The sequence below is a fragment of the Micromonospora globosa genome (genome assembly GCF_000717585.1).
Lineage (GTDB): Bacteria > Actinomycetota > Actinomycetes > Mycobacteriales > Micromonosporaceae > Micromonospora > Micromonospora aurantiaca.
Genome location: NZ_JNZR01000010.1, coordinates 32617 through 47244, shown reverse-complemented (window position 1 = coordinate 47244; position 14628 = coordinate 32617). Strand labels below are relative to the sequence as shown.

The 14628-nt window shown below is 72.6% G+C and carries 12 protein-coding genes; 2 read left to right on the top strand and 10 right to left on the bottom strand.

Features of this window, described 5'->3' with window-relative positions; all coding sequences use genetic code 11:
• Positions 1-32: 32 nt before the first annotated feature.
• The 8 genes from IF06_RS0112055 to ruvC all read right to left on the bottom strand — a co-directional run bounded on the left by IF06_RS0112055 (position 33) and on the right by ruvC (position 9388).
• Positions 33-2504 (bottom strand): RelA/SpoT family protein, encoded by a 2472-nt coding sequence (locus IF06_RS0112055; protein WP_013285470.1) that lies wholly within the window; start codon positions 2502-2504, stop codon positions 33-35.
• Positions 2505-2730: 226 nt separating this feature from the next.
• Positions 2731-3297, bottom strand: a complete 567-nt coding sequence (locus tag IF06_RS0112050; protein WP_030271021.1) for an adenine phosphoribosyltransferase — start codon at positions 3295-3297, stop codon at positions 2731-2733.
• Between the two features lie 97 nt (positions 3298-3394).
• Complete coding sequence (secF, locus tag IF06_RS0112045) at positions 3395-4582, bottom strand: protein translocase subunit SecF (protein ID WP_013285468.1); 1188 nt, start codon at positions 4580-4582, stop codon at positions 3395-3397.
• Position 4583: 1 nt separating this feature from the next.
• Complete coding sequence (gene secD, locus IF06_RS0112040; RefSeq protein WP_030271019.1) at positions 4584-6491, bottom strand: protein translocase subunit SecD; 1908 nt, start codon at positions 6489-6491, stop codon at positions 4584-4586.
• A 224-nt stretch (positions 6492-6715) separates the two neighbouring features.
• Entirely contained in the window at positions 6716-7060 is a 345-nt protein-coding gene (gene yajC / locus IF06_RS32095; protein WP_036345294.1) for a preprotein translocase subunit YajC, read from the bottom strand.
• Positions 7061-7200: 140 nt separating this feature from the next.
• Positions 7201-8265: a Holliday junction branch migration DNA helicase RuvB gene (ruvB, locus tag IF06_RS0112030; protein WP_030271015.1), complete on the bottom strand. Its 1065-nt coding sequence runs from the start codon at positions 8263-8265 to the stop codon at positions 7201-7203.
• Positions 8262-8864 (bottom strand): Holliday junction branch migration protein RuvA, encoded by a 603-nt coding sequence (gene ruvA / locus IF06_RS0112025; RefSeq protein ID WP_030271013.1) that lies wholly within the window; start codon positions 8862-8864, stop codon positions 8262-8264. The genes ruvB and ruvA overlap by 4 nt, the downstream gene beginning before the upstream one ends.
• Positions 8861-9388, bottom strand: a complete 528-nt coding sequence (gene ruvC / locus IF06_RS0112020; RefSeq protein WP_030271011.1) for a crossover junction endodeoxyribonuclease RuvC — start codon at positions 9386-9388, stop codon at positions 8861-8863. The genes ruvA and ruvC overlap by 4 nt, the downstream gene beginning before the upstream one ends.
• Positions 9389-9572: 184 nt before the next feature.
• On the opposite strand from ruvC, the gene IF06_RS0112015 reads away from it, so the two are divergent.
• Together IF06_RS0112015 and IF06_RS0112010 are read left to right on the top strand one after the other, a co-directional pair.
• Positions 9573-10355, top strand: coding sequence for a 3-hydroxybutyrate dehydrogenase (locus tag IF06_RS0112015; protein ID WP_013285462.1), 783 nt, complete (start codon positions 9573-9575; stop codon positions 10353-10355).
• A gap of 14 nt (positions 10356-10369) precedes the next feature.
• Positions 10370-12289, top strand: coding sequence for a helix-turn-helix domain-containing protein (locus IF06_RS0112010; protein ID WP_013285461.1), 1920 nt, complete (start codon positions 10370-10372; stop codon positions 12287-12289).
• 37 nt (positions 12290-12326) lie between these two features.
• Here the strand turns inward: IF06_RS0112010 and IF06_RS0112005 are convergent, their stop codons facing one another.
• Both IF06_RS0112005 and IF06_RS0112000 read right to left on the bottom strand, forming a co-directional pair.
• On the bottom strand, positions 12327-12935 hold the full coding sequence (locus IF06_RS0112005; RefSeq protein WP_013474870.1) for a TetR/AcrR family transcriptional regulator: 609 nt from the start codon (positions 12933-12935) through the stop codon (positions 12327-12329).
• Between the two features lie 11 nt (positions 12936-12946).
• Positions 12947-14512, bottom strand: coding sequence for an MFS transporter (locus IF06_RS0112000; RefSeq protein ID WP_030271009.1), 1566 nt, complete (start codon positions 14510-14512; stop codon positions 12947-12949).
• Positions 14513-14628: the final 116 nt, after the last annotated feature.

Below are 14628 nucleotides of genomic sequence, written 5' to 3'. Positions count from 1 at the left end.
CAGCCGGCGGGCGCTTTCGCGTGCGTGGTGGCTCAGGCCCCCGAGGTGACCCGGTACGCGTCGAACACGCCGTCGACCTTGCGGACGGCGGCCAGCAGGTGCCCGAGGTGCTTCGGGTCGGCCATCTCGAAGCTGAACCGGCTGACCGCCACCCGGTCGCGGGTGGTGGTGACGGTCGCGGAGAGGATGTTCACCCGCTCCTCGGACAGCACCCTCGTCACGTCGGCGAGCAGCTTGTGCCGGTCCAGCGCCTCGACCTGGATGGCGACCAGGAACGTGGAGGCGGAGGTGAGCTTCCAGCTCACCTCGACCACCCGCTCGGGCTGAGCGCGCAGGTCCTCGGCGTTGGCGCAGTCGTCCCGGTGCACGCTGACCCCGCCGGAGCGGGTGACGAATCCGAACACCGAGTCCGGCGGCACCGGCGTGCAGCAGCGGGCCAGCTTGATCCAGACGTCGCTGACACCGCGGACCACGACACCCGGGTCGGCGCTGCTCTGCCGGCTGCGCGGCGGCCGGGTGGCGACGGCGGTCTCGGCGATGTCCTCCGCCGCGCCCTCCTCGCCGCCGTAGGAGGCCATCAGCTTCTGCACGACCGACTGCGCGGAGACCTGGCTGTCGCCGACCGCCGCGTACAGCGAGGCCACGTCGGCCAGATGCAGGTCCCGGGCGATCGCCATCAGCGCGTCCGAGGTGAGCATCCGCTGCAACGGCATGCCCTGCTTGCGCATCGCCTTGACGATCGCGTCCTTGCCGGCCTCGATCGCCTCCTCGCGCCGCTCCTTGTTGAAGTACTGGCGGATCTTGGTACGCGCCCGCGGGCTCTTGACGAAGCCCAGCCAGTCCTGCGTCGGCCCGGCCGTGTCGGACTTCGACGTGAAGATCTCGATCACGTCGCCGTTGGACAGCGTCGACTCCAGCGGCACCAGCTTGCCGTTGACCCGCGCGCCGATGCACTTGTGCCCGACCTCGGTGTGCACCGCGTACGCGAAGTCCACAGGCGTCGACCCGGTCGGCAGCGGGATGACGTCACCCTTCGGGGTGAAGACGTACACCTCCTGGCTGGACAGGTCGAACCGCAGCGCGTCCAGGAACTCGCTCGGGTCCGCCGCCTCACGCTGCCAGTCCAGCAGCTGCCGCAGCCACGTCATCTCGTCGATGTGCGCCGGCGGGCCCACCACCGGGGTGCCCTTGTGCTCCTTGTACTTCCAGTGCGCGGCGATGCCGAACTCGGCGGTGCGGTGCATCGCGTACGTGCGGATCTGCATCTCCACCGGCTTGCCGGTGGGCCCGATGACAGTCGTGTGCAACGACTGGTACATGTTGAACTTGGGCATGGCGATGTAGTCCTTGAACCGGCCCGGCACCGGCTGCCAGTTGGCGTGGATGACCCCCAGCGCCGCGTAGCAGTCCCGCACCGTGTCGACCAGGATCCGCACACCGACCAGGTCGTAGATGTCGTTGAAGTCGCGCCCCCGCACGATCATCTTCTGGTAGATCGAGTAGAGGTGCTTCGGCCGGCCGGTGGTCTCCGCCTTGATCTTGGCGGCCTTCAGGTCGGTGGACACCTTCTGCGTCACCTGACGCAGCAGCGCCTCGCGCTGCGGCTGGTGCTCCCCGATCAGCCGGTTGATCTCCTCGAACCGCTTCGGGAACAGCGTGCCGAAGGCCAGATCCTCCAGCTCCCACTTGATCGTGTTCATACCGAGGCGGTGCGCCAGCGGGGCCAGGATCTCCAGCGTCTCCTTGGCCTTCTGTTCCTGCTTGGGGCGGGGCAGGAAGGTGAGCGTCCGCATGTTGTGCAGCCGGTCGGCCAGCTTGATCACCAGGACCCGCGGGTCCTTCGCCATCGCGACGACCATCTTGCGGATGGTCTCCGCCTTGGCCGCGTCGCCGAGCTTGACCTTGTCGAGCTTGGTGACGCCGTCGACGAGCAGCGCGACCTCACCGCCGAAGTCGGCGCGCATCTGGTCGAGCGTGTACTCGGTGTCCTCGATGGTGTCGTGCAGCAGCGCCGCGACCAGCGTGGTGGTGTCCATGCCCAGGTTCGCCAGGATGGTCGCCACGGCGAGCGGGTGCGTGATGTAGGGGTCGCCGGACTTGCGGTACTGACCCGAGTGCCACCGCGCGGCCGTGTCGAAGGCGCGCTGGAGCAGCCGCGCGTCGGCCTTGGGGTGGTTCTCCCGGTGCGTCGCGATCAGCGGCTCCAGCACCTCGCTGACCTGCGAGGTCTGCCAGGGCGCGTTGAACCGGGCCAGCCGGGCGCGTACCCGCCGGCCGGTGGGCGCGTTGGAGAGGGCGAAACCGCTGCCGGGCGTGGACTCGGTGGAACCCTCGGTCGGGAACGGCACCACGACCGCCCCGCCGTCGGCCGTCGCGTCGGACGCGCCGCCGGTGGCGCCGGTCGCCCGGGCCGGCGGGTTGCCGCTGCGCTCGGTCACCGAGCCGTCCGCGTCGCCTGTCGGGTGCACCGTGCCCTCCACCGGAGGGACGACATCGTGGGACACCGGCCTCCTCACCGCTCGCCGGGATGCGCCGGCCGTCCGGCCGACGTCTGGTTCAACCGGCCCGGAGGCCGGTCTTGTTCCACGCGGTCGCCGGGGCCGGGCCCCGGCGCCTTCGCCGCCCCGGACAGGTCGGCCGGGTCGGGCAAAGGGCAATGCTACCCGTACGCAGGGTACGCCACCGCTCCCCCGGACGGTCGGCGCCGACCGGCCCGACGGGCCGGCCTGGTCAAACGGTCAACAGGGCATGGACCGGGCGCTGCGCCAGCCGCTTACGGCCCTCGAGGAAGCCCAGCTCCAGCAGCACGGTGAACCCGGCCACCGTGCCGCCGGCGCGTTCCACCAGGTCGAGCGTCGCCTCGGCGGTCCCGCCGGTGGCGAGCACGTCGTCGAGCACCAGCACCCGGTGGCCCGCGGTGAAGGCGTCCTGGTGCACCTCCAGCGTCGCCTCGCCGTACTCCAGCGCGTAGGAGGCGGAGTGCGTGGCCCGGGGCAGCTTGCCGGCCTTGCGCACCGGCACCACGCCGACGCCGGTGGCGTACGCGACCGCCGCCGCCAGCACGAACCCGCGTGCCTCGATGCCGGCGACGGTGTCGAACGACTCCGGCCCGTGGTACGCGATGATGCCGTCGATCACCGCCCGGAACGCCTCACCGTCGGCGAACAGCGGCATCAGGTCCTTGAACACGACACCCGGCTTGGGGAAGTCCGGCACGTCCAGCAACCGGCTGGCGACGAGCTGGGCGACCTCCGGGCCGCTGTCTCCCCGTACCCCTGTGGTGTGGGTCTCCGTCACTGTGCGTCCCATGTCCTCTCGAAACGACGACGGCGTCCGTCATGCTGATGTCACGGCATGACGGACGCCGTCGGACCGATTCCGTCCGGCCCTGCGGTCAGCGGCGCTTGCCGCCGGGCCGGTTGCCGCCGCCCCCGGCGGGACGGCCGCCGCGGGCACCGCTGGGACGCTTGCCGGCCGGCCGGGCGCCCACCTTGGGTGCGGCACCGGCCAGCGCCGCCGCCTCCGGGTCGATCGGCGCGTCGGCGGCCGGCGTGGTGGCACGCGGGCCCTTCGGTGTGATCTCGCCCCGGGCGAGCGCGGCCCGGCGGGACAGCACCCGCTTGTTGTGGGCGCTGATCCGCGGGTCCATGTTCTTCAGCAGCACCAGCAGCGGCGTGGCGAGCAGGATCGAGGTCAGGAACGCCACCGCCATACCGACGAACAGCACCAGGCCAAGGTCCTTCAGCGTGCCCGCGCCGAGCAGGCCGGCGCCGATGAACAGCAGACCGCCGACCGGCAGCAGCGCCACGACCGAGGTGTTCAGCGACCGCATGAGGCTCTGGTTGAGCGCCAGGTTGGACGCCTCGCCGTAGGTGACGTTGTTGTTCGCGGTGATGCCGCGTGTGTTCTCCTGCACCTTGTCGAAGACCACCACCACGTCGTAGAGCGCGAAGCCCAGGATCGTGAGGAAGCCGATGATCGTCGACGGGGTGACCTCGAAGCCGACCAGCGAGTAGATGCCGGCGGTCAGGGCCAGGTTGGTCAGCAGCGAGACGATGGCGGCGGCCGCCATCCGCCACTCGAAGCGCAGCACCAGGTAGATCGACACCACCGCGATGAAGATCACCAGACCGAGGAAGGCGCGCGAGGTGACCTGGCTGCCCCAGGCCTCGGAGACCTGGCTGCCGCTGATCTGGTCGGCCGGGATGCCGAACTCCTGCGCCATCGCGGTCTTGGCCGCGTTGGCCTGCTCGGCGGAGAGCTGGCCGGTGCGCATCTCGTAGAACTCGCCGCTGGTGCCGCCGACCTTCTGCGCGCTGACCACCTCGACGCCCGGCGCCTCGTCGGCCAGCACGTCGTCGACGGTCCGCTCGGCCTGGTCCAGAGTGCCGACGCTGGCCGGCACCTGGAACGAGTTGCCGCCCGCGAACTCGATGCCCAGCTTGAAGCCGCTGATCGCGAAGCTCAGCACGGCGATCAGCACGAGCACGCCGGCCACGCCGAACCACAGCTTGCGCCGCCCGACGATGTTGAGATCCGCCTCACCCCGGTAGAGCCGGGCGGCCAGACCGCTCTTAGCCATCTCAGGCCTCCTTCACACGCGGGTTGCGGGCGTTGCCCGGCTCGGCCGACCGGGCCGGCAGCGCCCGGCCCAGACCGCTGACCCGCGGCGACAGGAACGCCCGGGTACGGGCGAACATCGTCATGATCGGGTGGCGGAAGAGGAACACGACGACCAGGTCGAGCACGGTCGCCAGGCCGAGCGCGAAGGCGAAGCCCTTCACCGCGCCGACGGACACGATGTAGAGCACCACTGCCGACATCAGCGTGATCGCGTTCGCCGAGATGATCGTCCGACGGGCGCGGATCCAGGCGCGCGGCACCGCGCTGCGTGGACTGCGGCCCTCCCGGATCTCGTCTTTCAGCCGTTCGAAGTAGATGACGAACGAATCCGCCGCGACGCCCAGCGAGACGATCATGCCGGCGATGCCGGCGAGCGTGAGCGTGAAGCCGATCGACCGGCCGAGCACCACGAGCGCGCCGAACACCAGCAACGCGGAGAGCACCAGGCTCAGGAAGATGACCGAGCCGAGCAGCCGGTAGTAGAAGAACGAGTAGATGATGACCAGCAGCATGCCGATGCCTGCGGCCAGCAGACCCGCCTTGAGGTGGCTGTCGCCGAGCGTCGCGGTGACGTTCTGCTGCTCCTGCGGCTCGAACGTCACCGGCAGCGCGCCGTAGCGCAGCTGGCTGGCGAGCGCGTTCGCGGCCTTGTTGTCGAAGCTGCCGGTGATCTGCGAGTCGCCGGTCAGCACGCCCTGGATCTCCGGGGACGAGACGATCTCGTTGTCCAGCACCACGGCGACCCGGCACTTGCCGTCCTGGCCGAGCGCGGTCTGGTCGCAGGCCTGGCCCTCGTTGGTGAACGCCTCGCGGGTCAGCGCGGTCCACTTCTCCTGGCCGCTGCCGGTGAAGTTGAGGCTGACCACCCAGGAGCTGGTCTGGTCGAGCTGGGCGGAGGCGTTCTTGACGTCGGTGCCCAGCACCTTCGCGACGTCCAGCAGGTACTTGGCGCCGGACTCGCAGGCGACCGCCTTCTGCTTCTCGTCCTTGATCGAGGCGGCGGGCCGCTTGTCGAGCTGGGCGCAGGTGATGGTCGGGACGTTGAACTGCATCTCCACCGGCAGGACGGCGATCTCCTGCGGGGTGAGCGTGCCGAACGGCTTGAGCTTGTCCGCCAGCGACGGGTCGGTGGTCAGGTCCGCCGGGGCCTGCAGGCCCGAGGCGGCGGCCCAGGCGGCCGCGCCGACCTTCTGCTCGACGGCCTTGCGCTGCTGCTCGATGCTCTGCGGCACCGGCTCGGCGCTGGCGCTCGGGCTCGGCGCGGCGGCGCTCGGCGAGGCCGACGGCGTGGCCGAGGCGCTGGCGCTCGGCGTCGGGGCCATACCGCCCTGCCCGCCGGCGCTCGGCGATCCGCTCACCTTGGGGCTCGTGCTCGCCTTCGGCGACGCGCTGCCCGACGGCGTCGGGCTGGCCGCACCGGACGGGGTCGCGCTCGGGACCGGCGCGGGCGCGGCGGCGGCGCCGCTGCCGTCGGTGGCCTTGAGCACCTTGCGGAAGCGCAGCTCGGCGGCCTCACCGACGTCGGTCAGGTCGCGGTTCTGGCCGGGCAGGGAGATGACGATGTTGCGGTTGCCCTCGGTGACCACCTCGGCCTCGGCCACGCCGTAGGCGTTGACCCGGCTCTCGATGATCTGGCGGGCCTCCTCGAGGTTGTCGGCGGTCGGGGGCTTGCCGTCCACCGTGTTGGTGGCCTCGAGCGTCAGCCGGGTGCCGCCGACGAGGTCCAGGCCGAGCCGGGGCTCCAGCCGGTCCTTCCAGCCACCGCTGGCGCCGCCCGAGAAGAACACCAATAGATAGAGGACGACGAAGATGAACCCGAGCACGGCGAGCTGCCGTCCGGGCCGCATCTGTCCCTGAGGTGGTGCCACGGCTGTCCTGTCTCCCTGTACGGTCGCGCCGCTTCCACGGCGGCGACAACTGTCGGGCCGGGGGTGTCCGCCCGACTGCTCCGGCGGGTCGGCACCGGAGGACGGCACGCCGGCTGGTGCGCGGCGCGGGGGCGCCGCACGGCCCGGCCGGATGCCGGCGCCGCGCGCCGACCCCAACTATCCACTTGTACGGATGAATCCGCTGCCCCGTCCGGGACGGGTGGTCACTCCTTGACCGGCTCGGCTTCCTCGGTGATCGTCTCGGCCGCCGGCGCCTCGGCGCGCTTGATCACCCGCGCGACGGCGGGGCGGGCGTACCGGGTCTGCACGCCCGGAGCGACCTCGAGCAGGACCGTCTCGTCCTCGACCGCGGTGACCGTGCCGTGCAGGCCGCCGATGGTGACCACCTCGTCGCCCGGGGCGAGAGCGGACTGCATCTGCTCTGCCTCGCGGCGGCGCTTCTGCTGCGGACGGATCATCATGAAGTACATGACGACGAAAAGCAGAGCGATCATGAGGATCGGCGTCAGACTGCCGGCTCCCCCGCCACTCGCTGCTGCGTAAAGCACGGTGTAGACCTTCCGGTTGGCCTCCACCCCGGCGCCGGAGGGCGCCGCAGCGGAAGCGGATTCTCACGTCCTGTACAAACCGCGGCGAAGTCTAGTCCCTGCTCCTGAGAAGACCGAATGCGGCACAGATCACGAACGGATCACGGCTGGTCGGTCTGCACCGAGAACAGATCGGGCCCCGGAGGGGCATCCGCACCAAATGTACCATTCGGGGGCGTACGGCCCAGATGGCGCCAGGCAGCCTCGGTCGCCACCCGCCCGCGCGGGGTCCGGGCCAGCAGCCCGGCCCGGACCAGGAACGGCTCGCAGACCTCCTCGACCGTGTCCGGCTGCTCGCCCACCGCCACAGCGAGAGTGGACAGGCCCACCGGGCCGCCCCGGAACGAGTCGACGAGCGCGGTCAGCACCGCCCGGTCGAGCCGGTCCAGGCCGAGCGCGTCCACGTCGTAGACGGTCAGCGCGGCCCGTGCGGTCTCCAGCGTGACCACGCCGTCGGCGCGGACCTCGGCGTAGTCGCGGACCCGGCGCAGGAGCCGGTTGGCGATACGCGGGGTGCCCCGGGACCGGCCCGCGACCTCCGCCGCGCCGTCGGCGGTGATCGGCACGCCGAGGATCCGGGCCGACCGGTGCAGCAGCGTCTCCAGGTCGGCCGGCGCGTAGAAGTCGAGGTGCGCGACGAAGCCGAACCGGTCGCGCATCGGGCCGGTCAGCAGGCCGGAGCGGGTGGTGGCGCCGACGAGCGTGAACGGCTCCACGTCGAGCGGGATGGCGGTGGCACCCGGGCCCTTGCCGACCACCACGTCGACGCGGAAGTCCTCCATGGCGCTGTAGAGCAGTTCCTCGGCCGGCTTGGCGATCCGGTGGATCTCGTCGATGAACAGCACGTCGCCCTCGGCGAGGCCGGTCAGGATCGCGGCCAGGTCGCCGGAGCGCTCGATGGCCGGGCCGCTGGTCACCCGGATCCCGGTGCCCAGCTCGGCGGCGACGATGTTGGCCAGGGTCGTCTTACCGAGGCCAGGCGGCCCCGAGAGGAGGATGTGGTCGGGCGGGGAGCCTCGCCGCATCGCGCCCTGCAACAGCAGGTCGAGCTGGTCGCGGACCCGGTGCTGGGCGATGAACTCGTCCAGCCGCTTCGGGCGGACGCTGGCCTCCGCGTCCAGCTCGGCGTCGTTCACGTACGCCGAGACCAGGTTCTCCCCGGTCATCGGGTCCGGCCCAGGAGGCGGATGGCCTGCTTGAGCAGCACCGGCACCGGCGGGGTCTCGCCGTCGACGGTCTCCGCCACCGCGGCCACCGCCTGCTCCGCCTGCCCGGCCGTCCAGCCGAGGCCGACGAGGGCCTGGCGGACCTGCTCCGGCCAGGCGCCCCCGGTCACCCCGGCCGCGCCGTCGGCGCCCACCGGGACCGGGCCGACCCGGTCGCGCAGCTCCAGCACCAGCCGCTCGGCGCCCTTCTTTCCGATGCCGGGCACCCGGGTCAGCGCGGCGGTGTCGGCGTTGGCGATGGCCTTGCGGACCGCGTCGGGCGTGTGCACGGCGAGCACCGCCTGGGCCAGCCGGGGACCGACCCCGCTGGCGGTCTGGAGCAGCTCGAACAGCTGCTTGGCGTCGTCGTCGGCGAAGCCGTAGAGGGTGAGCGAGTCCTCCCGGACCACAAGGCTGGTGGCGAGCCGGGCGGGCTGGCCCACGCGCAGGTCGGCGAGCGTGCCGGGGGCGCACTGCACGGCCAGGCCGATGCCGCCCACCTCCACCACCGCGTGATCCGGGCCGGTGGCGGTCACCGTGCCGCGTACGCTCGCGATCATCGCGTCCCTCCTCGTCGGGCCCGTTGCGCGGCCTCGGCCAGCTTGGACCGGGTGCCCCCGCGCCACACGTGACAGATGGCCAGCGCCAGCGCGTCGGCGGCGTCGGCCGGTTTCGGCGGCTCGGGCAGCCGCAGCAGCCGGGTGACCATGGTGGTCATCTGCTTCTTGTCCGCCTGCCCCGAGCCGGTCACCGCCGCCTTGACCTCGCTCGGCGTGTACGTCGTCACGGGCAGCCCGGCCCGGGCCCCGGCGAGCACCGCGACGCCGCTGGCCTGCGCGGTGCCCATCACGGTGCGGACGTTGTGCTGGCTGAACACGCGCTCCACCGCGACCGCGTCCGGCCGGTGCTCGACGACCAGGTCGGTGAGCGAGCGGTCCAGGTGCAGCAGGCGCAGCGCCAGGTCGTCCTCCGGGTCGGTGTAGACCACGTAGTAGGCCACGAGCGTGCAGGGACGGCCCGGCACGCCCTCGACAACGCCGACCCCGCACCGGGTCAGCCCCGGGTCGACGCCCAGCACGCGCACGCCGCCTCCTCCCCGAGCCGCCAGCAGTACGTGTGTTCGACACACCCTACTGGTGCCCGCCGACACCGGGACGGCCGGACACGCCGGGCACGGGCGGTGACGCGGCGCACCACACACGCAGGCGGTGGAGTATGTGTCGCCGCCCCATGTGCCAGGGGGCACCCGGCTCGTACGTTCATGCGCCATGACGGCAGAACCCGTGGCGGTCCCCCACGTCGTACACGTCGACCTGACCGGTCGCACCGCGCTGGTCACAGGTGGTGGCGGCGGCATCGGACGGGCCTGTGCCCTGCGCCTGGCAGCGGCCGGCGCGACGGTCGTGGTGCTGGACCGCGACGTGGCGGCGGCCGAGGCGGTGGCCGCCGAGGCCGGCGGCCGGGCGGTGGGGATCGACCTGGCCGACCCGGCGGCTGTGGACCGGCTCGACGTCGACGCCGACATCGTGGTCAACAACGCCGGGCTGCAGCACGTCGCGCCGGTGCAGGACTTCCCGGTCGAGCGCTTCGAGTACATCCAGCGGGTGATGGTGGAGGCGCCGTTCCTGCTGATCCGCCGCGCGCTGCCCCGGATGTACGCGAACGGCTGGGGCCGGGTCGTGAACATCTCCTCGGTGCACGGGCTGCGCGCCTCGCCGTTCAAGGCCGCGTACGTCTCGGCCAAACACGCGCTGGAGGGCCTGTCCAAGGTGGTGGCGCTGGAGGGCGCCGCGCACGGCGTCACGGCCAACTGCATCAACCCGGCGTACGTGCGCACCGCGCTGGTGGAGAGCCAGATCGCCGACCAGGCGGCCACCCACGGCATCGGCGAGGACGAGGTGGTCGAGAAGATCATGCTGGCTCGGGCGGCGATCAAGCGGCTGATCGAGCCGGCGGAGGTGGCCGAACTGGTGGCGTACCTGTGCTCCCCGCCGGCCGCGTTCCTCACCGGCACCTCGATCGCCCTCGACGGGGGCTGGACGGCGAACTAGTGGGCCCGCGCACAATGTCGGTCATGTCGTCGCCGGTGGAGTTCCTGGAGCTGCTGGCGCGCGAGGCCGCCGCGGTCGAGTTCGAGGGCCCGCTGGTGGCCGCGCGCGCCGCCGGCCTGCCCGCCGAACGGCTGGCCGAGCTGGAGCAGGCGAAGGTGGTGGCGCTGCGGGTACGGGCCCTGCTGGCCCGCAGGCGCCGCCGGGAGACCGAGCTGTCCGGCCTGTACGACACCGCGAGCGACCTGGCCGGACTGCGCGACCTGGACGACGTGCTGCGCGCGATCGTGCACCGGGCGCGGATCCTGCTCGGCACCGACGTGGCGTACATGACGCTCAACGACGACGAGCGCGGCGACACGTACATGCGGGTCACCGACGGCTCGATCTCGGCCCGGTTCCAGCGGCTGCGGCTGGAGCTGGGCGACGGGCTCGGCGGGCTGGTCGCGCAGACCGGCACCCCGTACGTCACCTCGAACTACCAGGAGGACGAGCGGTTCCGGCACACCGGGGAGATCGACGGCGGCGTGGGCGAGGAGGGCCTGGTGGCCATCCTCGGCGTGCCGCTGCGGCTCGGGTCCAGCGTGATCGGCGTGCTTTACGCGGCGAACCGCTCGGCCCGGCCGTTCGCCCGCGAGGAGGTGTCGCTGCTGGTGTCGCTGGCGGCGCACGCGGCGGTCGCGATCGACACCGCGCGGCTGCTCGCCGAGACCCGGGCGGCGCTGGCGGAGCTGTCCGCGGCGAACAGCACCATCCGGGCGCACAGCAGCTCGGTGGAGCGCGCCGCCGCTGCGCACGACCGGATGACCGCGCTCGTGGTGCGCGGCGGCGGCATGGAGGACGTGGCGGCGGCGGTCACCGAGGTGCTCGGTGGCGCGCTGCTGGCGCTGGACGCCGAGGGCCGGCGGCTGGCCCGGGTCGGTGAGATCGAGGAGCCGGACCGGGCCGACATCGTGGAGGCGGTCGCCGCGTCCCGTACCGAGGGGCGCAGCGTGCGCCGGGGCCCGCTCTGGTACGCCGCGGTGGTGGCCGGTGCGGAGAACCTGGGCGCGCTGGTGCTGCGCCCGGACGACGAGCTGGTCGACGCCGACCAGCGCATCCTGGAGCGGGCCGCGCTGGTGACCGCGTTGCTGTTGCTGTTCCGCCGGACCGTGGCCGAGGCGGAGGGGCGGGTACGCGGTGAGCTGCTGGACGACCTGATCGCCCGGCCGCTGCGCGACGCCGACGCGCTGCGCGCGCGGGCCCGCCGGATCGGGGTGGACCTGGACGCCCCGCACGTGCTGGTGGCGGTCGGTGACGACGCGTTCGCCGAGACCGGCTCGGCCCGGCAGCGGGTGCTGTCCTGGGCCACCACGTACGCCTCGACCCGGGGTGGCCTTGCCGCGGCGCGTGCCGGACGGGTGGTGCTGATGCTGCCCGGCCACGACGCCGGCGGTGCGGCCCGCGCGGTGGCCCGGGACCTGTCCCGGGTGACCGGCCGCCCGGTGACCGCCGGGGCGAGCGGGCCGTCGACCGGTCCGGCGTCGCTGGCCGTCACGTTCGCCGAGGCGGAGCGCTGCCTGTCCGCGCTCGGTGCGCTGGGCCGGGCCGGGCAGGGGGCGAGCACCACCGAGCTGGGTTTCGTCGGGCTGCTGCTGGGCGCGGTCGGTGACGCCGGGGACCGGGACGTGGCCCGGTTCCTCGCCACGACTGTGGGGCCGGTGCTGGACTACGACGCCCGGCGGGGCACGGCACTGGTGAAGACGCTGGAGGCGTACTTCGGGGTGGGCGGCAGCCTGGCTCGCGCCGCCGAGCAGCTGCACGTGCACGTGAACACGGTCACCCAGCGGCTGGAGCGGGTCGGCCACCTGCTCGGCGCGGACTGGCAGCGGCCGGAGCGGGCGCTGGAGGTGCAGCTCGCGCTGCGCCTGCACCGGCTGCGCACGCCCGCCCGCTGAGCGGCCGGACCGCGCCGGGCGGACCGGCCGGCCCGGGTCAGCGGACGCGCAGGCCGTCCAGGACCGTGTCCACGATCCGCTCGGGAAGCATCCGCTCGTCGCGCTCGGGGTGCCAGCGCAGCATCCGCTGGGTGAGCATCGGCGCGGTGAGCAGCGACATGGTCACCTCGATGTCGAGGTCGGCGCGCAGTTCGCCCCGGTCGATCGCGCGGCGCAGCACCTCGCGCATCGCCGCGCGCCGGGGCTCGACGATCGCCTCGTACGCCTGCCGGTGGGCCGAGCTGCGGTTCACCTCGGGCACCAGGCAGGGCATGATCTTGCGGACCCGGGGGTCGGCGTGCTGGCCGACGGCGCCGACGAGCAGCACCAGGTCGTCGCGGACGGAGCGCCCGGCGGTGCGGGGCGCGGGCCCCTTGAGCGTGCGCAACGCGTCCAGCAGCAACGCGTCCTTGCCCGGCCAGCGGCGGTAGATGGTGGCCTTGCCGACTCCGGCGCGGGCCGCGATCGCCTCGATGGACAGCGACTCTATGGTGCTGCCCTCGGCCAGCAGGTCGAGGGTGGCGTCGACGATCGCCTCGTCCGCACGGGTGCTCCGCGGTCGCCCGGGCGACCGCGGAGCATCCGCCGTGGAAGTCATGTCAGACATTGTCCACGAACCTACGCGGTACCGGCCAACTCCCTGTCGGTGACCGGCGCCGCGTCGGGGGCGACGACCGGCCGGCCCGGCATCCAGCGCAGCACGATCACGATGCCGAGCGCGGCCACCACCGCGGAGGCGCCCGCCGCCCAGTGCATGGCCGAGACGAACGAGTCGTTGGCCGCGTCGATCAGTCGCGGCGCGTCGGGGCCGAGCCGGCCGGCGACCGCGTACGCCCCGGACACCGACTCGCGGGCCGCGTCGCGTACCGGGGCGGGCAGGGCGGCCACCGCCGGGCCGACCTGGTCGCGGTAGACGGCGGAGAGCACCGAGCCGAGCACCGCCACGCCGAGCGCGCCGGCCACCTGGCGCACGGTGTTGCTGACCGCGGAACCGACACCGGCCTTCTCCCGGGGCAGCGAGGACATGATCGACTCGGTGGCCGGCGGCATGATGTTCGCCATCCCGGCGCCCTGGAGGAAGCCCAGCGCCGAGAAGATCCAGATCGGGGTGTCCGCGTCGATGAAGACGAACGCGGCGAGCGCCACAGTGGTGAGCAGCAGCCCGACGGCCGCGACCGCCCGGCCGCCGTAGCGGCGGACCATCGCCGCGCTGCGCGGCGCGAAGATGAGCTGGGCCGCGGCGAACGGCAGGAACAGCAGGCCGCTCTCCAGCGGGCTGTAGCCGCGCACGAGCTGGAGGTAGAACGCGCCGAAGAACATCACGCCCATGGCGGCGAAGAAGACCAGCCCGACCAGGGCCACCGGCGCGGCGAAGCGGGGCACCCGGAACAGCCGTACGTCCAGCGACGGGTGGTCGCTGCGCAGTTCGTGGGCGACGAACCAGCCGAGCACCGCGAGGCCGCCGAGCACCGCGACCCACACCTGCAGGCGGCCGAAGCCGTGCTCGCCGCCGTCGATGATGCCGTAGGTGAGGGCGACCAGGCCGACCACCGAGAGCAGCACGCCGAGCAGGTCGACCCGGCCGGGCTTGGGATCGCGGGACTCGGGGACCAGGGCCGCGACGAGCACCACGCCGAGCGCCACCACCGGCACGTTGATCAGGAAGACCGAGCCCCACCAGAAGTGCTCCAGCAGCGCGCCGCCGAGCACCGGGCCGATCGCCACCGCGAGGCCGACCGCGCCGGCCCAGACGCCGATCGCCTTGGCGCGCTCGCGCGGGTCGAAGACGTTGGAGATGATCGAGAGCGTCACCGGCATGATGGCCGCGCCGCCGACGCCCATCAGCGCACGGGCCGCGATGAGCTGGGCCGGGTCCTGCGCGTACGCGGACAGCAGCGAGGACAGGCCGAAGAGCGCCAGCCCGAGGATCAGGAAGCGGCGGCGGCCGAGCCGGTCACCGAGCACGCCGAAGGTGAACAGCAGCCCGGCGAAGACGAGCGTGTAGGAGTTGATCGCCCACTCCAGCTCGCCCTGGGTGGCGCCGAGGCCGTGCACCGGGTCGGCCAGCGTGCGCAGCGCGACGTTGAGGATGGTGTTGTCGAGGACGACCACGAGGAGGCTGATCACCAGCACCCCGAGGATCGCCCACCTCCTCGGGTGTCCGGTGTTCTCGTGTGGTTCCACGTCCGTGCTCCCCCCGGTTTCCCCGCGTCGGAATACGATACGGGTCAGACTCGTAACGGAGCCGAGCGTAGGTGAGCGGGTTTCGATACGGAACGGGTTCGTATCGAATGTGTCTC